The sequence below is a fragment of the Streptomyces sp. NPDC046915 genome, from assembly GCF_040644935.1.
In the GTDB taxonomy this organism is placed as follows: domain Bacteria; phylum Actinomycetota; class Actinomycetes; order Streptomycetales; family Streptomycetaceae; genus Streptomyces.
In genome coordinates this window covers 30,964-49,877 of record NZ_JBEYXB010000032.1, presented here as the reverse complement: position 1 = coordinate 49,877, position 18,914 = coordinate 30,964, and the positions used below count along the sequence as shown (strand labels likewise).

The window sequence follows — 18,914 nt, the reverse complement described above, 5'->3', positions numbered from 1 at the left end:
CCATGAAGCTCGGCAAGGCACTGGCCACCGGAGTCGCTGAGGAGCAGCCGGTCGTCCACGAGGAAGAACTCGACGTCACCGAGGAGATCCGCGAACCGCAGGACTCCGTACCCGAAGAGGTCCCGGCCGCCCGATGAGACTGCGGCTCCCCACGGAACGCCCGACGGAGCCGCCGACCGGATACAAGATCGCCCACCCGGTGCTGTCCCAGGACGGCACCCGGGCCGGGTTCACCGGTGTGTCGCTCGGCGGCGCGCTGCCGTACGCCGTTGTGGACGACGCGTCCTGCGTCTACGGCCGCCGGCACCGCCCGCCCGCACGGCTGTGCGACTGCGGCTTCCACTGCGTGCACGACCGCGCGGCGGCGGAGGCGCTGCTCACCACCACCGAGCACCGGACGGCGGTCCTGCTGGAGGTCTCCGTCCTCGGCGTCTACATCCGCTTCGAGCGCGGCTTCCGCTATGCCCGGCAACGGGTGCGCACGGCCACCGTCGGCCCCTGCGCCTGCGGCGCGTCCCCGGCGGCGCTCGCCGACGCCGGCTGGGGCAGGCCCGGGTGGCGGGGCCTGACCGCCGGCTGTCCGCTGTGCCTGCGCGGCCGTACGTCCGTCTCGCTCGCCTCCTTCGCCCGGCTGGCCGGGGAGGGGCTGCGGATGGTCGCGGGCGGAACCGCTCCGGCGGCGGGCGTCGGCCCGGCCGGGCCCGAGGGGCTCGGCGTGCCCGAACTCGTCGCGGAGGCCGCCCTGTTGCAGGCCCGCCTCGACTGGTTCCAGACCCAGCTGGCCCGCCTCGGCGAGCGCGGGGCGGGAGGAGGCCCGAAGGGCTAGATCCGCTCTCGGTCCGCTCCTGGGCAGCCTTGCCGGGGGCCTGGCCGCCCCCTTAACGGTCGCCGGCCGGGGTACTCGGATGTTCCGGACCGAGAGGAGGCGGAACACCGTGACCGGGACCATGAACGTGCGGCCCACAACCGACGAGCACCCGCCCGTGGGCGAGCTCGTCAGCCGGGCCACTGAACAGCTCTCCCGGCTCGTGCGGCAGGAAGTTGCCCTCGCCAAGGAGGAGTTGGCACAGAAGGGGCGGAGGGCAGGGCGCGGCGGCGGGCTGCTGGGTGCGGCGGGCGCCGTCGCCTACGCCGGTCTGCTGGGTCTGGCCGCCGCGGCCGTCGCCGCCCTCTCGCTGACGCTGCCCGTGTGGGCCGCGGCGCTCATCGTCACGGCGGTGCTCTTCGCCGTCGCCGCGGTGCTCGCCGCGACCGGCCGCGCCCAGCTGCGGCGCGCCGCACCGCCCACACCCGAGGAGACGCTCGGCAGCGTCAAGGCAGACGTCGAGGAGATCAGGGAAAGGGCGCACCGATGACCAACAGCAGCGGACCCGGCGGGGGCGGCGCGAAGGGCCCCGACGAGCTGCGGCAGCAGATCAGGCACACCAGGAGCCAGCTCGGCAGCACGGTGGAGGAGCTGGCCGCCAGGGCGGACGTGAAGGGCCGCGCCAGGGCCCGCGCCGCCGACCTCAGGGACAAGGCGGGCGCGATGACCGTACAACTGCGCAGCAGTGCCGCGCAGGCCGGGCACCTCGTGCAGGAACGGGCGACCAGGGCCGGGCACACCGCGCAGGAACGGGCGGCCAGGGCGGGGCACACCGCGCAGGAGCGGGCGCTCCGGGCCGGCCACACCGTGCAGGAGCGGGCGGGGCAGGCCGGACACCTCGCGCAGGACAGGGCGACGCACGCCGGGCACGCCGTCGAGCAGCGCGTGCCGCGCCAGGCGCGCTCCCTCGTCCAGGCGGGTGCGCGGCACCCGGTGCCGACGCTGATCGTCGGCGCGGCGGGCGCGGCACTCGTCGCGGCGGGCATCTGGTGGCGCGTGCGCCGCAGCCACCGCTGACCTGCTCACCGGCCGGCCGTCCGACCGGGCGCCACGGCGCGGGGGCCGCGGGATCCTCCGATCCCGCGGCCCCCGCGTTCGTCCGGCCCGTGGCCGCTACGGACGGAACCGCAGCACCTGCGGGTCGTGGTCGCTGATCTGGTCGTTGAACTCCGAGTTGATGTGCACGCTGTCGTAGTCGAAGTCGCAGCCGCGCCGGATCGAGGGGCTCACCAGGATCTGGTCCAGGACCTGCTGGTTGCCCTGGTAGTCGTACGTGTAGCGCTCGCTCTTCGGCAGCGACTTGATCGCCGACCACAGCTCGCCGTCGCCCTCGAGAAGTTTGGCGGTGTCGGAGAACTCGAAGTCGTTCATGTCGCCGAGCGCGATGACCTCCGCGTTCTTCTGAACGTCGAGGATGTTCTTGACGAACGCGTTGACCAGCGTTGCCTGCGCGTGCCGCTGGATCTCCGAGCTGCGCACCGGCGGCTGGTACTGCGCGGTCAGGCCCTGGTCGCCGCCCTTGGAGTTGAGGTGGTTGGCGATCACGAACACCGTCCTGCCGCGGAAGACGAACTCGCCGGCCAGCGGCTTGCGGCTGGAGGTCCAGGCCGCGTCGGCGGGGGCGATCCGGCCGGGGGAGGCCGTCAGCTGCGCCTTGCCGTGCACCTTGGTGACACCCACCGCGGTGGTGGAGTCGCCGCCCGCGCGGTCGGTGAAGGAGACCCGCTCCGGGTTGAACAGGAACACCTGGCGGATGTTGCCGCCGGGCTCGCCGCCGTCCTGGTCGTTGACCGGGTTGATCGAGCGCCAGTCGTACTTCGGGCCGCCCGCCGCCACGATCGCGTCGATCAGCTTGTTCACGGTCGCGCTCGCGTCGACCGTGCCGTCGTCCGTGGCGCCGTTGTCGTCCTGGATCTCCTCCAGGGACACGATGTCCGGCGACTGGAGGTTGTTCACGATCGCGGCGGCGTGCTTGTCGAAGGTGGCGTCGGACGGGTCGAGGTTCTCGACGTTGTACGTGGCCACCGCCAGCTCGCCGTGGGACTGCCTGCGGGTGGTCTCCCGCTCCAGGCCTCCGTTCTTCAGGGTGCCGAGCTGCCCGGCGACGAGGGTGTAGCCGCCGTACTGGTTGTAGTCCAGCGGGCCGGTGGTGGTGCCGGTGAGGGTGTCGCCGACGTTCGCCTTCGGGAAGTCGGCGGTCGAGCCCAGCGACTGGATCTGTAGCCGGCCGGTGTTCTGCGAGTCGTAGGAGCCGTAGACCGTGCCACCGCGGCGGGTGCGGTTCTCGTGCGGCTTCACTGTGACCCACAGCTCGCTGTAGGGGTCGGTGGCGGTGACCACGCGCGCGTCGGCCACCTGGACGTTCATGCCCTCGAGGGACTCGTAGCGGTCCAGGGCGTACGTCGCCGGGTCCAGGGTCAGACCGTTGACCGAACCGTTCGCGGCGGTGTCGCCGGCCGGGGCGTACCGGCTCGGCACCGACTTGGCGTCGATCACCGTCGGGGCCGGGACCGCGTTGCCCGTGGAGACGGTGGTGACCGTCGGCTTCGTGATCTCGGTCAGCGACTGGTTGCCGGACGAGGTGCCGCCGGGCACGTACTCCGAGACCGTGCCGGTGACCGTGACCGAGTCGCCGACCGCGACCTTCGGGGTGGAGCTGGTGAAGACGAACACGCCCTCGCTGGTCGCCGGGTTGTCGTCCGGGGTCGGGTCCTGGATCCAGAAGCCTCTGGAGGAGCCGTAGGTGCGGGTGGCCGTGACGATGCCGGGTACGTCCGTCACCTTCTGGCCGGCGTACGGCGATACGCGGGTGGTGCCCTGGACGTCGTGGATGCGCACGGAGTCCGCGTGCGCGGGGGTGGGGAGGGCGACCATCTGGGTGGCGGCGGCCGCGCTACAGACGGTGGCGACGGTGAGCGCGGCGAGGCGCGCGGAAGACCTGCTCGGCAAGGGATCCCTCCGGGGACGTACGTGAGCGCCGGTACGAGGGTGGGACAGCGTGCCGTGAGTGGCACGACGTGACACGCGTAGAGCCGCGTGAAACAAGTGAGTGAACAGTTGTCCCCCCGTTTCTACGCGCGTCAATCTCCTGCCTGGCCAGGCCAGTTGTCAAGGTTTCGGCCATGTACGGCCGGTGGCGGGTAGATGAACCGGGCGGCATGGGCCCAAATCCGTCTAGGCTGAGCGGTTGAACCCCTGACAACCGCGAGGAGTCCGATGTCAGACAGCTCCCCCCTGCCGCCGGTCAGGCTGCACCCCGAAGCGGAGCTGGCGCGTGACGCGCTGTCCACGCCGTTGCTCTCCCGGGCCGCCCGGCTCGCCCGCTGGGCCGGACCCGACACCCGCGTGGACGCCGGCGGCGGGCTGGTCGACGAGCAGCTCCCGGCCGCCGCGGAAGCGCTCTCGCTGAGCGGGGACGACGCGGCCGCCCTCGCGAGCGAGGCCTGGCGGATCGCCGTGGACACCGGTCTGGTCGAGATCCTCGACGAGGAGGCCGGCACCGTCGCCACGGGGCAGGAGCTGGCACGGCTGACCGGCGGCTCCCCGCACGACGTGCTCGCGGTGTGGCTGACCGCGCTGGAGACCGTGGCCGCCGACGCGAGCGTGCCCGACCTCGACGACCTGGCCGACGCGATGGACGCGGGCGGCGAGGTCGATTTCTCGTCACTCGACTGGGACCCCGAGGCGGAGGCCGCGTTCCTCGACGGGGTCCTCGGGAACCTGTACCTGCTCACCGTCAGCGAGAACGGTCCCGGCGACGCGGCCGTCCCGCTGCCCGCGCTCGCCGCCTCGGTGATCGTGCCCAGTGACATGGGCGAGCCCACCAACGACATGCTCGAACAGGTCTCCGACGCGATGATGCGGCTGGACGACCAGTTCCGGGTGCTGGAGCCGATCGGGCTCGTGGAGTACCAGCCGGTCGACGAGGCGCTGATGACGGACCCCGACGGCACCGCCGCCGCCGAGGAGGCCTCCGGCCCGGTCGACGACACCGACGTCACCCGCTACGGCATGGTCCGGCTGACCCCGCTCGGCATCTACGGGCTGCGGGCGCGCCTGCTGGAGGGCGGATTCGAGGCGCCCGCCGTGGGCGACCTCGCCGACAAGGGCGCGGACGTACTGCTCGACGGGACGTCCGCCTACCCGCCGGCCGCCGCCCAGGCCGAGACCGAACAGTGGCTCACCCGCCGTGAACCGCTCGTCGCCGCGACCGAACTGCTGGCCGCCGCGCGGGGCTCGGACCCCGGCGCACCGCTGCGCAGGCTGCGCTGCCAGCAGGCGCTGTCCCTGGTCGGCCCGCAGGCCGAACCGGCGCTGCGCGAGGTCCTCGACGACGCGGAACTCGGCGGACTGGCCCGGGTGTGGCTGAGCGAGCACGACGCGGCCGACGTGCCGCCGCCGTCCGAGCGGATGGTCTTCTGGCTGACCATCGACACGGTGGCCGCCCAGCTCCAGGCCGAGGGCAACTCCGAGGAACTGCAAGCCCTCGTCGAGGGCCTCGCCCGCCAGCACAGCCGGTTCTTCGCGGCGGCCTGGCGCGTGGACCACCCGGCCACCGCGGACGTCCTCGAGGCCATGGGCCGCCTGCACCCCGACAAGCGGATAGCGAAGGAAGCCCGGAAGGCGGCCTTCAAGGCCAGGTCCCAGCGGGTGACTTGAGTCCCGGACACGGCCTCGGTGCCCGGGAGCGGGCAAGAGGCCGATGAAGTCCCCGGCAACGGCCGGAAGCCGACGGGACTTTTGGCGTCCGTGGGGGAGTAATTACGGATTCATGGAACAGGGTCCGGTGAAGTCGCCCGGTGTTCAACCGCCGTTCAGGGGCGGGCGGGAGCGTTTCGCCGACCCGAGGTCCGCCACCCTCCACGGTACGCACACCATCACGGGAGACACCATGTCGCTCACCCGCAGGGACTTCGCCAGGAAATCCGCGATCACCGGTGCCGGAGTGGCGTTGGCGGGCAGCGTCGGCGCCCTCGCCACCGCGCCGAACGCCCTCGCGTCCACGGAGACCGACAGCGCCGACGAGGAAGCGCACGGAGGGCACGGCTCAGTCGGCTACGGGCCGCTGCTCCCCGACCCCGACGGCATCCTCGCGCTGCCCGCCGGCTTCAAGTACCGGATCATCACCTACAGCGGCCGGACCAAGCTGGAGTCGGGCGAGTTCACCCCGTCCAACCACGACGGCACCTCCACCTTCTGCGGCCCGCGTGGCGCCACGCTCCTGGTCAACAACCACGAGCTGAAGGGCCCGCGGGCGAACTGGAAATACCCGGTTCCGCTCACCGAGGGCCTGGTCTACGACCCCGCCGCCTCCGGAGGCTGCACCGTCGTCGAGGTCCGCCGCGACCACGTCGCCGAGTGGGTCGGCATCGCCGGCACCTCCACCAACTGCGCCGGCGGCAACACCCCGTGGGGCACCTGGCTCACCTGCGAGGAGACCGAGGACAAGGCCGGCCAGAACGGCATGACCAAGGACCACGGCTACGTCTTCGAGGTCGACCCCGAGGACCGCCGCGCCAACCGCGCCCCCAAGCCCGTCAAGGCCCTCGGCCGCTACGCCCACGAGGCCGTCGTCGTCGACCTGGAGCGCGGCCACCTGTACCTGACGGAGGACGCGGCCGGCCCCAACGGCTCGCTCTACCGCTGGACCCCGCCGGCGGGCTTCCACCACGGCCGCGGCAAGCTGCGCACCCTCGCCGACGACGCCGGCGTGCTCCAGGCGTTCAAGTGCTTCGACTCCGGCGGCAAGTTCGTCGACGACCTCTCCCGCGCCACGAAGATCGGCACGGTCTACGGCGTCGACTGGGTCGACGTCCCCGACCGCGACGCCAAGGCCACGTCCGTCCGCAAGCAGTTCACCGACGGTCAGATCACCCGCGCCCGCAAGCTCGAGGGCATGTGGTGGGGCGACGGCGGCGCGTACATCGTCTCCTCGTACGCCCGCGAGGAGAGCCCCGTCCAGCACGACGGCTCGGTCTGGTTCTACGACCCCAAGCGCCGCACGCTGACGCTGAAGGTCCGCATCGGGGTGAACCCGAACCCGGCCGTGGAGGGCGACTTCGACGGCCCCGACAACATCACCGTCTCCCCGTACGGCGGCCTCGTCATCGCCGAGGACGGCGAGGGCCTCCAGCACCTGTTCGGCGCCACCGACAGCGGACGCACCTACCCCATCGCCCGCAACGAACTCAACAACGGCACCGAACAGCAGCCGGAGTACAGCGAGTTCACCGGCGTCACCTTCTCGCCCGACGGCAGCACCCTGTTCGCCAACATCCAGGAGCCGGGCATCATGCTGGCCATCACGGGCCCCTGGAAGCGCCAGAAGCGGTAACACCCACACGGGAATTAATTCGCTCGCCCGTCCCGCGGGCCGCCTCCTAGAGTGATGCACGTCCAGGTGCGAAGGCAGGACCTACTTCCACTCATAATGGGGCGGCCGCGGGTTCGAGTCCCGCCACCGGTACAACCGGCCGGTGTAGCTCAGGGGTTAGAGCACCTACGTCGGTTCCGCCGACCTCGATCTCTGGACACCCAAAACTTCATGCACCTCCCGGTGCGCAACACGATCTCGGGAGGCGCAGCTCATGGTGGGTGCCCGGTGCGCAGGCAGCGGATACTTCAGGGATCTGGTCCTTGGAAACAGGGATGCGGGTTCGAATCCCGTCATCGGCTCAGGGCCGGTGTGGCGGAAAAGGAAGACGCGCCAGATGATAAGTCCCGTCGCCGACTCCTGATCTCGGGCACCCTCCTTCTGCTGCGCCTCCCTCCGAAACTCCAATGAATTCGGGGGAATTCACCATGGCGCGATTCAACCGCAAGTCCGCCCGCGCGCAGCCCGTTTCGCGGGTCACCTCGACGGGACGGGTGCTGCGCACCTACGAGGGCGGCCGTGGCCGTGAGCGCGACGCCCGCTCGGAGCTCTTCCTGCTCGCGCTCGCCAACTTCGTGTCGCAGCAGGCCTTCTACGAGACCGGCGACGACCGCGACGACCGCTTCGCGAAGCTCGTACGGCAGCTCGCCGTCGAGGATCCCGCGTGGACGGCGGGCCTGCTCGGCTGGCTGCGCGGGGCGGGAAACCTCCGCACCGCCTCCATCGTGGGCGCCGCCGAGTACGTGAAGGCACGCCTCGACGCGGGCACCACCGACGGCCCGTCGAACCGTCAGGTCGTGGCCTCCGTGCTCCAGCGGCCCGACGAGCCCGGCGAACTGCTCGCCTACTGGACGGCGATGTACGGCCGCGGTGTCCCCAAGCCCGTCAAGCGCGGGATCGCCGACGCCGTGCGCCGCCTCTACAGCGGCAAGTCGCTGCTGAAGTACGACACCGTCTCCAAGGGTTACCGCTTCGGCGACATCCTCAACCTGGTGCACGCGGCGCCGGATCCGGACAAGCCGTGGCAGGGTGAGCTGTTCCAGTACGCCCTCGACCGCCGGCACCACCCCGACACCGCCGTGCCGCCCGCGTCGAACCGCGTCCTGACCGCGCACCGTGAGCTGATGGCGCTGCCGGTGGAGCGGCGGCGCGCGGTCGTGACGTCCGAGGGCGGTGCCGAGCGGCTCGCGGCGGCCGGGATGACCTGGGAGGCGCTGGCCGGCTGGCTCCAGGGCCCGATGGACAAGGCGGCCTGGGAGGCCGTGATCCCGTCCATGGGTGCCATGGCACTGGTCCGCAACCTGCGCAACTTCGACCAGGCCGGCGTCTGTGACGAGGTCGCGGCCCGGGTCGCCGCGAAGATCAGCGACCCGGCCGAGGTGGCGCGCTCGCGGCAGTTCCCCTTCCGGTACCTGGCCGCGTACCGGCACGTGCCCTCGCTGCGCTGGTCGTACCCGCTGGAGCAGGCGCTCGGCCACTCGCTGGCCAATGTGCCCGCGCTGCCCGGCCGCACCCTGGTCCTCGTCGACCGTTCCGGCTCCATGTGGGCGCCCCTGTCGGACCGCTCGGAGCTCAACCGGGCCGACGCGGCGGCGATCTTCGGCACGGCGCTCGCGCTGCGGGCGGCGGAGGCGGATCTCGTCGAGTTCGGCACCACGAGCAGGCGGCTGGAGTTCGGCAAGGGCGAGTCGGTGCTGAAGATCCTCGGCCGCTTCCGCGACCTGGGCGGCACCGACACCACCAGCGCGGTCCGCGCCCACTACCGGGGGCAGGACCGGGTGCTGATCGTCACCGACGAGCAGTACGCCTTCAACCGCTACGGCGACCCGACCGAGCAGGTCCCGGCGCACGTGCCGGTCTACACCTGGAACCTCGCCGGCTACCGGGCGGGCCACGGCCCGTCGGGCAAGGCCAACCGGCACACGTTCGGGGGCCTTTCGGACGCGGCTTTCCGGATGGTGCCCTTGCTCGAAGCGGCCCGCGACGCCGACTGGCCCTGGACCGCCTGAGCCGCCGAATCGTGGCCCGCACTTCTACGGGGGGTGCGGGCCACACCCTTGCCCGCGCCCTTGTCCGCGCTCTTGTGCGAGCGGCGAACTGATATCTAACATTTCAGTTCGTGGAGGCCATACGACCCGTCCGGCGCACCCTCCTCAGGGACCGCGCCTACGCATCCATCCGGGACGCCATCGTGGCCGGGGAGCTGGAACCCGGCGCGGTGGTGCGGGACGCCGAGCTCGCCGAGCGGCTCGGGCTGTCCCGGGCGCCGGTGCGGGAGGCCTTCTCCCGACTGGTGGACGAGGGGCTCCTGGAGAGCAAGCCGCAGAGCTACACCCGGGTCACCCCGGTCGTCGCGGCCGACGTACGGGATGCGGCGGCCGTGGTCGGTGCCATGCACGAGCTGGTCACCCGGGTCGCGGTGCCCCGGCTGCGGGAGCCCGACCTGGCCGCCATGCGCGCCGCCAACGAGCGGTTCGCCGCCGCCGTGGGCACCGGCGACGTGGACGGGGCGCTGCACGCCGACGACGAACTGCACGACGTCCTGGTCCGGGCGAGCCGCAACCGCGCGGCCGCCGCCACCATCGCCCGCTACACCCCGCTCATCCGCCGTCTGGAGCGACGGCGCTTCGGCGAGGGCGGCTCATGCCGTTCCGCCGGGCTGCACGAGCGCCTCATCGAGGCCTGCGCGGCCGGTGACCCGGACGAGGCGGTCCGGGTCACCGCCGACATCTGGCGCACCCTCGCCGACCTGGCCGACCCCGACTGAACCGGGAGGACCCGTGTCCCTTTCCTCGTACGACCGTTACCCCCTCCTCTTCGGCCCCTCCCCGGTGCACCCCCTGGAGCGCCTCACCGCCCACCTCGGCGGAGCCTCCCTGTGGGCCAAGCGGGAGGACTGCAACTCCGGGATCGCGTACGGCGGGAACAAGACCCGCAAGCTGGAGTACCTGGTCGCCGACGCCCTCGCCCAGGGCTGCGACACGCTCGTCTCGATCGGCGGAGTGCAGTCCAACCACACCCGCCAGGTAGCCGCCGTCGCCGCCCGCGCGGGGCTCAAGTGCGTGCTGGTGCAGGAGAGCTGGGTGGACTGGCCGGACTCCGTGTACGACAAGGTCGGCAACATCCTGGTGAGCCGCCTCGCCGGGGCCGATGTACGGCTGGTGAGGGCCGGGTTCGGGATCGGGTTCAAGGAGAGCTGGGAGCAGGCGCTGAGGGAGGTCGAGGAGGGCGGCGGCAAGCCGTACGCGATCCCGGCCGGCGCCTCGGACCACCCGCTCGGCGGCCTGGGCTTCGCGGGCTGGGCGTATGAAGTCGCTGAGCAGGAGCGGGAGTCGGGGGTCTTCTTCGACACGGTGGTCGTGTGCTCGGTGACCGGGTCGACGCAGGCCGGCATGGTCGCCGGGTTCGCCGCGCTGGAGGAGGCGGGCGGGCGCAGCCGCCGCGTGATCGGCATCGACGCCTCGGCCGAGCCCGCCGCCACCCGCGGGCAGATCACCCGGATCGCCCAGAACACCGGACGACTCATCGGCCTCAAGCGCGAGTTGACCGAGGCGGACGTCGAACTCGACGAGCGGTACCACGCGGGCACGTACGGCATCCCGGACGAGGCCACGCTGGAGGCGATGCGGCTGGCCGCCCGCACGGAGGGGATGGTCACCCACCCGGTCTACGAGGGCAAGTCGATGGCCGGGCTCGTCGACCTGGTCGCGCGCGGTGAGATCGGCCGTGACTCCACCGTCCTCTACGCCCACCTCGGCGGCCAGCCCGCGCTCAACGCCTACAGCGCGCTGTTCTAGGGCCTGCTACGACAGCCCCTAGGCATCCGTGCGCCGGCCCCTGATCACGAAGGCCGCCACCAGCAGCGCTGCCAGCGCGATCAGTGCTCCGGTGCCGAAGGCGCGGGACGCCCCGTGGGTGAGGACGTCGGCCGGGGATCCGGTGGCGTGCCGGGTCGCCGTGCCGAACACCGTGACCAGGACGGAGAGTCCGAGGGTGCCGCCGAGCCACTGGAGGGTCTGGAGCAGGCCGGAGGCGGCGCCCGCCTCCCGGGGTTCGATCCGGGCGAGGATCGTCGCGTTCAGCGGCATGAAGCTGAGACCGACGCCCAGGCCCATCAGCAGCAGCGGGCCGAGCAGACCGGTCACGTAGCCGTCGTCCGGTCGCAGCCGCCACAGCCACACGCTCGCCACGGTGATCAGCGTCATGCCGGTGAGCAGCACCGGCCTGACGCCGAACCGGGCCAGGAGCCGGGGCACCAGGCGCACGATCGTGAACATCACCAGGGTCAGCGGCAGGAAGGCGAACCCCGCGCGCAACGGGCTGAAGCCCAGGACCTGCTGGCCGATCAGCGTGAGGAAGTAGAACGCGCCGAACATCCCGGCGGGCAGCAGCATGATGCTCACGTAGCCGCCGGCCCGGTCCCGGTCGGCGAACAGGCGCAGCGGCATGATCGGCTGCCCGGCGCGGGCCTCGATCAGGACGAAGCCGGCGAGCAGGGCGGTCGCCGCGCCGAAGCCGAGCAGCGCCTGGCCGTCGCTCCAGCCCCGCTCCGAGACGCGGATGAACGCGTACACCAGCGAGGTCATCCCGGCCGTTCCGGTCAGCGCGCCCGCCGCGTCGAACCGGCCCGCGTGGCGCGGGGTCTCGGTGACGAAGCGGGGCAGGGCGAGGGTGAGGGCGAGGCCGATGGGCACGTTGATGAGCAGGGCCCAGCGCCAGGAGGCCCAGGAGGTCAGCATGCCGCCGAGGACCAGGCCGACGGAGCCGCCGATGCCGGCCATGGAGGCGTAGACGCTCAGGGCGTGGTGGCGGCGCGGCCCCTCCGGGAAGTTGGTGGTGATCAGGGCGAGGGTGCTCGGCGCTATGAGGGCGGCGCCGACGCCTTGCAGCGCGCGGGCCGCGAGCAGCCAGCCGCCGTCGGTGGCGAGGCCGCCGAGCAGCGAGGACAGGGCGAAGACCAGGACGCCGGCGGTGAGTGTGCGCCGGCGCCCGAGGATGTCGCCGACGCGTCCGCCGAGCAGCAGCAGACCGCCGAAGGCGAGCGTGTAGGCGTTGAGGACCCAGGACAGGCCGGTGCGGCTGAAGTCCAGGCCCCGCTGGATGTCGGGGAGTGCGACATTGACGACGGTCGAGTCGACGCCGACCATCAGGTAGGCGGTCACGATCACGAGAAGGACGGTGCCGAGCCTGGCGGGGTGCGGTGGTGCGGAGAGGGCGTCGGCTGTCGTGGGCGGTGCGGACGGGGTGGACATGGGTTCTCCCGTTGTGGCGTCCCCGGATGAGGCGCGAAAGGGCAGGTCGGACTGCCCGTGGAGCACACGGCGGTAAGCGGGGACTGTCTCCGTTTAGTGTTTGCTAAGATACGGAGAGGGTCCCCGGTTTGCAAGGAGTTACTGGATGACGCAGGTCAGGCCCATGCGCGCGGACGCACGGCGCAACTACGAGCGGCTGCTGAAGGCTGCGGTGGCCGCGTTCGCCGAGCACGGGGAGAACGCGTCGCTGGACGACATAGCCAAGCGGGCGGGCGTCGGTTCCGGCACCCTCTACCGGCATTTCCCCACCCGGCAGGCGCTGTTGGAGGCCGCCTACGTCGACCGGATCGAGGCACTGGCGAACCGGGCGGACGAACTCGCCGGGGAGCTGCCGCCGGGCGAGGCACTGACGGAGTGGCTGTACGAGCTGGGCGCGGGCACGATCGAGGTGCGCGGCATGAAGGCGCTGCTGGGGTCGGCCGTCACGGACGGGACCGGTTCCGCGGCCGTCACGGCCTGCGGCACCTCGGTGCGGGACGCGGCGACCCGGCTGGTGGAGGCGGCTCAGGCGGAGGGAACCCTGCGGGCGGACATCGAGCCGATCGAGCTCCTGCGGCTGACGCACGGGGTGGTGACGGCGTCCGAGCTGGCGAACGGGCAGGGCGGGAACATCCGCCGGTATCTGTCCCTGCTGACGGAGGGGCTGCGGCCGGGCGCGGGGTGAGCGCCGGCGGGCCGGGCGCCCCCGGGGAGCCGGGGGCGCCCGCAGGCGTCGTACGGGTGCTTGGTCGTACGGGTGCTTACAGGGCCTGGGCGGCCGGCTTCACCATGTTCCGTACCGTACGGGCCTTCACGAAGTCGCCCATCGCGGTCATGTCCCACTCGCCGGAGAACTGCCGGACGAGCTTGGCCATCATCACGCCCGTCTGCGGTTCGGCGTGGGTGAGGTCGAAGCGGACCAGTTCCTCGCCGGTCGCGGCGTCCAGGAGCCGGCAGTAGGCCTTGGCGACCTCGGTGAACTTCTGCCCGGAGAAGGAGTTCACGGTGAAGACCAGGCCGCTGACCTCCTGCGGCAGGCGCCCGAGGTCGACCGTGATCACCTCGTCGTCCCCGCCGCCCTCACCGGTGAGGTTGTCCCCGGAGTGCTTCACCGCGCCGCTCAGGATCGTGAGCTTGCCGAAGTAGCAGCTGTCGATGTGGTCGCGCTGCGGGCCGTAGGCGATGACCGAGGCGTCCAGGTCGATGTCCTTGCCGCGGAACGCCGGTTCCCAGCCGAGGCCCATCTTGACCTGCGACAGCAGCGGGCGGCCGCCCTTGACGAGGGAGACGGTCTGGTTCTTCTGGAGGCTGACCCGGCCCTTGTCGAGGTTGACCTTCCCGGCGCCGGGGGCGGGCGGGGCGGGCGGGGCCGGGGGTGCGGCGGAGGCTGCGGGAGCGGTGACCGGCGCCGCCGGGGCGGCGACCGGCTGCGGGGCGGACGCGGGCGCCGGGGCCGGTTCCTCCACCGTCACGCCGAAGTCGGTCGCGATGCCCGCCAGGCCGTTGGCGTACCCCTGGCCGACGGCGCGGGCCTTCCACTGGCCGCCGCGCAGATAGATCTCCACGACCACCAGCGCCGTCTCCGCGCCCAGCTGCGGCGGCGTGAACGTGGCCAGCACGGACCCGTCGTCGGCGTTGCGGACGGTCGCCGTGGGTTCGATGCCCTGGAAGGTCTGTCCCGCCGCGTCGGGGCTCGCCGTGACGACGATCTTCTCGATGCCGGGCGGGACGGCGGCGGTGTCGACGGTGATCGCGTCGGGGGCCGTGCCGCCGCCCGAGCGGTACGTCACGCCTGGTCCGGCGGGCTGGTTGTAGAAGATGAAGTCTTCGTCGGAGCGCACCTTGCCGTCGGCGGTCAGCAGCAGGCCCGACACGTCGAGCCGCACCGGTGCGGCGACGTCCACCGCCACGCGGGAGACGGAGAGAGGGATGTTCGAGCCAGGGGTCATAGCTGTCATGCCGGGTGAACGAGCGGGGGCGCTTTACCGTTCCCTTACCCGACGGCCGACCCGGGGAGGGATTTCGCCCCCGCCGCCCCTACCCGTCCCATCCCGGGGCGCCGCCCCGGACCCCCGTTCGGCCCTGAACGGGCCTCGTCCTCAAACGCCGGACAGGCTGAAAAGCCAGCCCCTCCGGCGTTTGAGGAGCGGGGTCTGGGGCGGAGCCCCAGGTGGGGTCGAAGGGGCGTAGCCCCTGGAGGACGGGAAGGGTAGGGGCGGCGGGGGCGAGAACAGCCCTACGGCACCACCACGATCTTGCGGCCCACCCCCGCCGCGAACTGCTCCAGCGCCTCCGGGTAGCGCTCCAGGGGGATCCGGTCGCTGATGAAGATCTCGGGGTCCAGCACCCCGTTCGCGAACAGTTCGGCCGCGCGTTCGAAGCTGTGGAGCACCGCCATCGAACCGGTGATGGTGATCTCCTGGTTGTAGATGCGGTACGGGTCGATCGTCACGCGGGTCGCGTAGTCGGCGACGCCGAACTGGAGGAACGTGCCGGCCTTGGCCACCCGGTCGAGCCCGTCCTGGATCGCCGCCGCGTTTCCGGTCGCGTCGACGACGAGGTCCCAGCCCTGCGGCCGGTCCAGTTCGTCGGGGCTGCCCGCGGTCGCGGAGACGCCCAGCCGCCGTGCCGTCTCCAGCCGCGCCGGGTTGACGTCCACCACGTCCACGCTGGCCGCGCCGGTGCGCTTGGCGAGCTCCAGCATCATCAGGCCCATGGTCCCGGAGCCGTAGACGAGGACGTGGGCGCCGAGGCGGGAGCGCAGGACGTCGTAGCCCCGTACCGCGCACGACAGGGGCTCCACCAGGGCCGCGTCCTGGGTGCGGACGTGCTCGGGGAGCTTGACGCAGTTGGCCACCGGTGCGACCGCGTACTGTGCCGCACCGCCCGCCGTGGTCACGCCGATCGCGGCCCAGCGCTCGCAGAGGTTGTTGTGGCCGGTGCGGCAGTAGCGGCACTCGTAGCAGTAGAGGGAGGGGTCGACGGCCACCCGGTCGCCGACCGAGACCTCCGTGACCTGGGCGCCGACCCCGACCACCTCGCCGGCGAACTCGTGCCCGGGGACGATCGGCAGCTTGGGCGCGAACTCGCCCTGGAGGATGTGCAGGTCGGTGCCGCAGAGTCCGCAGGCCGCGACCTCGACGACGACCTCGCGGGGGCCGGGCGTGGGGTCGGGGACCTCGGCGACGACGGCGCGGCCCACGGACTCGATGACGGCGGCCTTCATTTGACGGCTCCCAACGACAGGCCCTGGACCAGCTTGTCCTGGGCGGCGAACCCCGCGGCGAGCACCGGCAGGGAGATGACGAGCGACGCGGCGCACACCTTGGCCAGGAACAGGCCCTGGCTGGTGATGAAGCCGGTCAGGAAGACGGGGGCGGTCTCGGCGACCACGCCCGTCAGGACTCGGGCGAAGAGAAGTTCGTTCCAGCTGAAGATGAAGCAGATCAGGGCGGTCGCGGCGATGCCGGGCAGGGCGATCGGTGCCACCACGCGCGCGAGGATCGTCGGCAGGCGCGCGCCGTCCACCCGGGCGGCCTCGATGACCGCCACGGGGACCTCGGCCAGGAAGGACTGCATCATCCAGACCGCGATCGGCAGGTTCATGGAGGTGTAGAGGATGACCAGGAGCCAGATGTTGTCCAGCATCCCGGCGTTCTTGGCGAAGAGGTAGATCGGCAGCAGGCCCGCGACGGCCGGCAGCATCTTCGTGGACAGGAAGAAGAACAGCACGTCCGTCCACTTGCGCACCGGCCGGATCGACAGCGCGTACGCCGCCGGGAGGGCCAGCAGCAGGACGAAGAGGGTGGACACGACCGAGGCCACGGCGGAGTTGATCAGCGCGGGCCAGGGGCTCGCCCCGCCGCCCGCGCCGAAGAACTCGCGGTAGCCGTCGAGGGTCAGCGACGCCGCGAAGGAGGGCGGGTTGGTGGCCGCGTCGGCTTCCGAGTGGAAGGACGTCAGGGCCATCCAGGCGATGGGCAGGAAGAACACGATGCCGGCCAGCCAGGCCACCAGGCCGAGGCCCATGCCCTTGCGGCGGACGCGTACGGCGATGGCGCTCATGCGCGGGACACCTCCTCGCGGAACAGGGACGACACCACGCGCAGGGCGAAGGTCGCGATGATGATCGAGCCGATGACCACCAGGACGCCGGCGGCCGAGGCGAGGCCGTTCTCGTGGGCCTGGTAGAAGCTCTGGTAGACGGTGTACGGCAGGTTGGCGGTGCCCAGGCCGCCGGACGTGATGGTGAAGACCGCGTCGAAGTTCTGGACGATGTAGATCGAGCCGAGGAGGGCGCCCAGCTCCAGGTACCTGCGCAGGTGCGGCAGCGTGAGGTGGCGGAAGATCTGCCAGTCGCTCGCGCCGTCCACCCGGGCGGCCTCGATCTGCTGCTGGTCGCGGCTCTGGAGTCCGGCGAGCAGGATCAGCATCATGAAGGGCGTCCACTGCCACACCAGGGAGGTCTCCACCGCGAGCAGCGGGGTGCTGGAGATCCAGTCGGGCTGTGGGCCGCCCACGTAGTGCAGCAGCCCGTTGAGCAGGCCGTATTCGGGGTTGTAGAGGACGTGCTTCCAGAGCAGGGCCGCCGCCACCGGGACCACCAGGAACGGGGCGATGAGCAGCGTGCGGACCACGCCCCGGCCGCGGAACCTGCGGTCCAGCAGCAGCGCGAGGGCCAGTCCCAGGACCAGGCTGGCCAGGACCACCGCCACCGTCAGCAGCACGGTCGTCCACACCGAGTGGCGCAGGTCGGCGTCGGTCAGCACCTGGTGGTAGTTGTCGAGGCCGGTGAAGTGGCGGGCCTTGGGATAGAGGGCGTTCCAGTCGAAGAAGGAGATCACCAGCGTGGCCACGAACGGCAGCTGGGTCACGGCGATCATGAAGACGAGCGCGGGGAGCAGCGGGGCACGGGTGGCCCAGGCGCGCAGCCGGGCGGAGGGCGGCCGGGTGGCGCGTACGGGAGCGGCGGCCACGGGGGCCGTGGTGGTGGCGGTCATCGTCCCTCGTACTCCTTGGAGATCCGCTCGGCGAGCTGCTGGGACTTCTTCAGGGCCGAGCCTGTGGACTGGCGTCCGGCGATGGCCGCGCTGATCTCCTGGGAGACCTTGGTGCCGAGGTCGGTGAACTCGGGGATGTCGACGAACTGGATGCCGGGCGCCGGGCGCGGCTGGACACCGGGGTCGTTCGGCCGGGCGTTCTCGATGGCGTCCCTCGTCATGTCCTGGAAGGCGGCGGCCTCCTTGCGGTAGGCGGCGTTGGCGTACGTCGAGGAGCGCTTGCCCGCCGGGACGTTCGACCAGCCGCTCGTGTCCCCGACCAGCTGTTCGTACTGCTTGCTGGACGCCCAGGAGACGAACTTCCAGGCCTTGTCGGAGTTGCGGGAGGCCTTCTGGATGCCCCAGGCCCAGGTGTAGAGCCAGCCGGAGGACCTGGTCTTCTCGACCGGGGCGGGGACGTAGCCCAGCTTGCCCTTGACCGGGGAGCCCTTCGCCTCCAGGGATCCGGCCGCCGAGGTGGCGTCGTACCACATGGCGACCTTGCCCTGGGTCATGTTGTTGAGGCATTCGGCGAACCCGGACTGGGCGGCACCGGACTCGCCGTGCGCGCGGACGAGGTCGACGTAGAACTTGGTGGCCTTCTCGAACCCGGGGGAGTCGAGGCGGGCCTTCCAGCCCTTGTCGAACCAGGTGCCGCCGAAGGTGTTCACGACCGTGGTGAGGGGGGCCATCAGCTCGCCCCAGCCGGGCAGGCCGCGCAGGCAGATGCCCTTCATGCCGGGCCTGGCGCCGTCCACCTTCGCGGCCAGGTCCGCCACCTGGGTCCAGGTCGGGTGCGCGGGCATGGTGAGGCCCTTCGCCTCGAAGACGTCCTTGCGGTACATCAGGAAGGACGACTCGCCGTAGAAGGGCTGGCCGTAGAGCTTGCCGTCGTCCGCGGTGAGGGACTGGCGCATCGGCTCCAGGACGTCCTGTTCGTCGTACGCGGGGTCCTTGGCGACGTAGCCGTTCATCTCGTGCAGCCAGCCGTTGCGGGCGTAGATCGGTATCTCGTAGTTGGAGAGGGTGGCCACGTCGTACTGGCCGGCCTGGTTGGCGAAGTCCTGGCTGATCTTGTCGCGGACGTCGTTCTCGGGCAGGACGGTGAAGTTGACCTTGATGCCGGTCTCTTTGGTGAAGTGGGCGGCGGTGAGTTTCTGCAAGTCGGTCATCTGGGGGTTGTTGACCATCAGTACGTTGATGGAGTCGCCGCCGGAACCGGACCCGCCCGCACCGACCCAGCAGCCGGAGAGCAGCGGGGCGAGCAGCGTCCCTGCGGCGGCCAGGGCGAGCGGGGCTCGCGACGGCCGTCGTCGGCTCTGGGTTCGCATGGATCGCTCCTGGAC

The 18,914-nt window shown here is 71.7% G+C and carries 17 protein-coding genes; 10 read left to right on the top strand and 7 right to left on the bottom strand.

The window, feature by feature from the left end; all coding sequences use genetic code 11:
* Positions 1-2 precede the first annotated feature (2 nt).
* From ABZ915_RS44420 to ABZ915_RS44405, 4 genes are all read left to right on the top strand, one after another.
* Positions 3-137: a hypothetical protein gene (locus ABZ915_RS44420; RefSeq protein ID WP_361440083.1), complete on the top strand. Its 135-nt coding sequence runs from the start codon at positions 3-5 to the stop codon at positions 135-137.
* A complete protein-coding gene (locus ABZ915_RS44415) occupies positions 134-826 on the top strand; it encodes a hypothetical protein (RefSeq protein WP_361815771.1) in 693 nt (230 codons plus the stop codon). The genes ABZ915_RS44420 and ABZ915_RS44415 overlap by 4 nt, the downstream gene beginning before the upstream one ends.
* A 109-nt stretch (positions 827-935) precedes the next feature.
* Positions 936-1,355 carry a phage holin family protein gene (locus ABZ915_RS44410; RefSeq protein WP_361815768.1) on the top strand — a complete coding sequence of 140 codons (420 nt, stop codon included), beginning with the start codon at positions 936-938 and terminating at the stop codon, positions 1,353-1,355.
* Positions 1,352-1,882 carry a DUF3618 domain-containing protein gene (locus ABZ915_RS44405; protein WP_361815765.1) on the top strand — a complete coding sequence of 177 codons (531 nt, stop codon included), beginning with the start codon at positions 1,352-1,354 and terminating at the stop codon, positions 1,880-1,882. The genes ABZ915_RS44410 and ABZ915_RS44405 overlap by 4 nt, the downstream gene beginning before the upstream one ends.
* 96 nt (positions 1,883-1,978) lie before the next feature.
* Here ABZ915_RS44405 and ABZ915_RS44400 read toward each other — a convergent pair whose 3' ends face one another.
* Positions 1,979-3,814: an endonuclease/exonuclease/phosphatase family protein gene (locus ABZ915_RS44400; RefSeq protein ID WP_361815762.1), complete on the bottom strand. Its 1,836-nt coding sequence runs from the start codon at positions 3,812-3,814 to the stop codon at positions 1,979-1,981.
* Positions 3,815-4,081: 267 nt separating this feature from the next.
* Between ABZ915_RS44400 and ABZ915_RS44395 the strand changes: the two genes are divergently transcribed.
* The 5 genes from ABZ915_RS44395 (at position 4,082) to ABZ915_RS44375 (ending at position 11,035) form a co-directional block, all read left to right on the top strand.
* Entirely contained in the window at positions 4,082-5,524 is a 1,443-nt protein-coding gene (locus ABZ915_RS44395; RefSeq protein ID WP_361815759.1) for a hypothetical protein, read from the top strand.
* Between the two features lie 232 nt (positions 5,525-5,756).
* On the top strand, positions 5,757-7,199 hold the full coding sequence (locus ABZ915_RS44390; RefSeq protein WP_361815756.1) for an alkaline phosphatase PhoX: 1,443 nt from the start codon (positions 5,757-5,759) through the stop codon (positions 7,197-7,199).
* A gap of 467 nt (positions 7,200-7,666) precedes the next feature.
* On the top strand, positions 7,667-9,247 hold the full coding sequence (locus ABZ915_RS44385; RefSeq protein WP_361815753.1) for a TROVE domain-containing protein: 1,581 nt from the start codon (positions 7,667-7,669) through the stop codon (positions 9,245-9,247).
* 110 nt (positions 9,248-9,357) lie between these two features.
* Complete coding sequence (locus tag ABZ915_RS44380) at positions 9,358-10,005, top strand: GntR family transcriptional regulator (protein ID WP_361815750.1); 648 nt, start codon at positions 9,358-9,360, stop codon at positions 10,003-10,005.
* A gap of 13 nt (positions 10,006-10,018) precedes the next feature.
* Positions 10,019-11,035 (top strand): 1-aminocyclopropane-1-carboxylate deaminase, encoded by a 1,017-nt coding sequence (locus ABZ915_RS44375; RefSeq protein ID WP_361815747.1) that lies wholly within the window; start codon positions 10,019-10,021, stop codon positions 11,033-11,035.
* Between the two features lie 18 nt (positions 11,036-11,053).
* Here ABZ915_RS44375 and ABZ915_RS44370 read toward each other — a convergent pair whose 3' ends face one another.
* Positions 11,054-12,490: an MFS transporter gene (locus ABZ915_RS44370; RefSeq protein WP_361815744.1), complete on the bottom strand. Its 1,437-nt coding sequence runs from the start codon at positions 12,488-12,490 to the stop codon at positions 11,054-11,056.
* 145 nt (positions 12,491-12,635) lie between these two features.
* Between ABZ915_RS44370 and ABZ915_RS44365 the strand changes: the two genes are divergently transcribed.
* Positions 12,636-13,214 (top strand): TetR/AcrR family transcriptional regulator, encoded by a 579-nt coding sequence (locus tag ABZ915_RS44365; protein ID WP_361815741.1) that lies wholly within the window; start codon positions 12,636-12,638, stop codon positions 13,212-13,214.
* 76 nt (positions 13,215-13,290) lie between these two features.
* Here the strand turns inward: ABZ915_RS44365 and ABZ915_RS44360 are convergent, their stop codons facing one another.
* From ABZ915_RS44360 to ABZ915_RS44340, 5 genes are all read right to left on the bottom strand, one after another.
* On the bottom strand, positions 13,291-14,478 hold the full coding sequence (locus tag ABZ915_RS44360; protein ID WP_361815738.1) for a TerD family protein: 1,188 nt from the start codon (positions 14,476-14,478) through the stop codon (positions 13,291-13,293).
* Positions 14,479-14,765: 287 nt separating this feature from the next.
* Positions 14,766-15,755 carry a zinc-dependent alcohol dehydrogenase family protein gene (locus tag ABZ915_RS44355; protein ID WP_361815735.1) on the bottom strand — a complete coding sequence of 330 codons (990 nt, stop codon included), beginning with the start codon at positions 15,753-15,755 and terminating at the stop codon, positions 14,766-14,768.
* Positions 15,752-16,594, bottom strand: coding sequence for a carbohydrate ABC transporter permease (locus tag ABZ915_RS44350; RefSeq protein WP_361815732.1), 843 nt, complete (start codon positions 16,592-16,594; stop codon positions 15,752-15,754). Before ABZ915_RS44350 ends, ABZ915_RS44355 begins: the two co-directional genes overlap by 4 nt.
* Positions 16,591-17,529, bottom strand: coding sequence for a sugar ABC transporter permease (locus tag ABZ915_RS44345; RefSeq protein ID WP_361815729.1), 939 nt, complete (start codon positions 17,527-17,529; stop codon positions 16,591-16,593). Before ABZ915_RS44345 ends, ABZ915_RS44350 begins: the two co-directional genes overlap by 4 nt.
* Complete coding sequence (locus ABZ915_RS44340; protein WP_361815726.1) at positions 17,526-18,899, bottom strand: sugar ABC transporter substrate-binding protein; 1,374 nt, start codon at positions 18,897-18,899, stop codon at positions 17,526-17,528. Before ABZ915_RS44340 ends, ABZ915_RS44345 begins: the two co-directional genes overlap by 4 nt.
* Positions 18,900-18,914: the final 15 nt, after the last annotated feature.

Excerpts from the sequence above, each read along its gene's own strand:
- ABZ915_RS44340 (WP_361815726.1), bottom strand. The coding sequence starts at position 18,899 with ATGCGAACCCAGAGCCGACGACGGCCGTCGCGAGCCCCGCTCGCCCTG.
- ABZ915_RS44395 (WP_361815759.1), top strand. The coding sequence starts at position 4,082 with ATGTCAGACAGCTCCCCCCTGCCGCCGGTCAGGCTGCACCCCGAAGCG.
- ABZ915_RS44390 (WP_361815756.1), top strand. The coding sequence starts at position 5,757 with ATGTCGCTCACCCGCAGGGACTTCGCCAGGAAATCCGCGATCACCGGT.
- ABZ915_RS44365 (WP_361815741.1), top strand. The coding sequence starts at position 12,636 with ATGACGCAGGTCAGGCCCATGCGCGCGGACGCACGGCGCAACTACGAG.
- ABZ915_RS44420 (WP_361440083.1), top strand. The coding sequence starts at position 3 with ATGAAGCTCGGCAAGGCACTGGCCACCGGAGTCGCTGAGGAGCAGCCG.
- ABZ915_RS44350 (WP_361815732.1), bottom strand. The coding sequence starts at position 16,594 with ATGAGCGCCATCGCCGTACGCGTCCGCCGCAAGGGCATGGGCCTCGGC.
- ABZ915_RS44355 (WP_361815735.1), bottom strand. The coding sequence starts at position 15,755 with ATGAAGGCCGCCGTCATCGAGTCCGTGGGCCGCGCCGTCGTCGCCGAG.
- ABZ915_RS44385 (WP_361815753.1), top strand. The coding sequence starts at position 7,667 with ATGGCGCGATTCAACCGCAAGTCCGCCCGCGCGCAGCCCGTTTCGCGG.
- ABZ915_RS44345 (WP_361815729.1), bottom strand. The coding sequence starts at position 17,529 with ATGACCGCCACCACCACGGCCCCCGTGGCCGCCGCTCCCGTACGCGCC.
- ABZ915_RS44415 (WP_361815771.1), top strand. The coding sequence starts at position 134 with ATGAGACTGCGGCTCCCCACGGAACGCCCGACGGAGCCGCCGACCGGA.
- ABZ915_RS44360 (WP_361815738.1), bottom strand. The coding sequence starts at position 14,478 with ATGACCCCTGGCTCGAACATCCCTCTCTCCGTCTCCCGCGTGGCGGTG.
- ABZ915_RS44370 (WP_361815744.1), bottom strand. The coding sequence starts at position 12,490 with ATGTCCACCCCGTCCGCACCGCCCACGACAGCCGACGCCCTCTCCGCA.
- ABZ915_RS44405 (WP_361815765.1), top strand. The coding sequence starts at position 1,352 with ATGACCAACAGCAGCGGACCCGGCGGGGGCGGCGCGAAGGGCCCCGAC.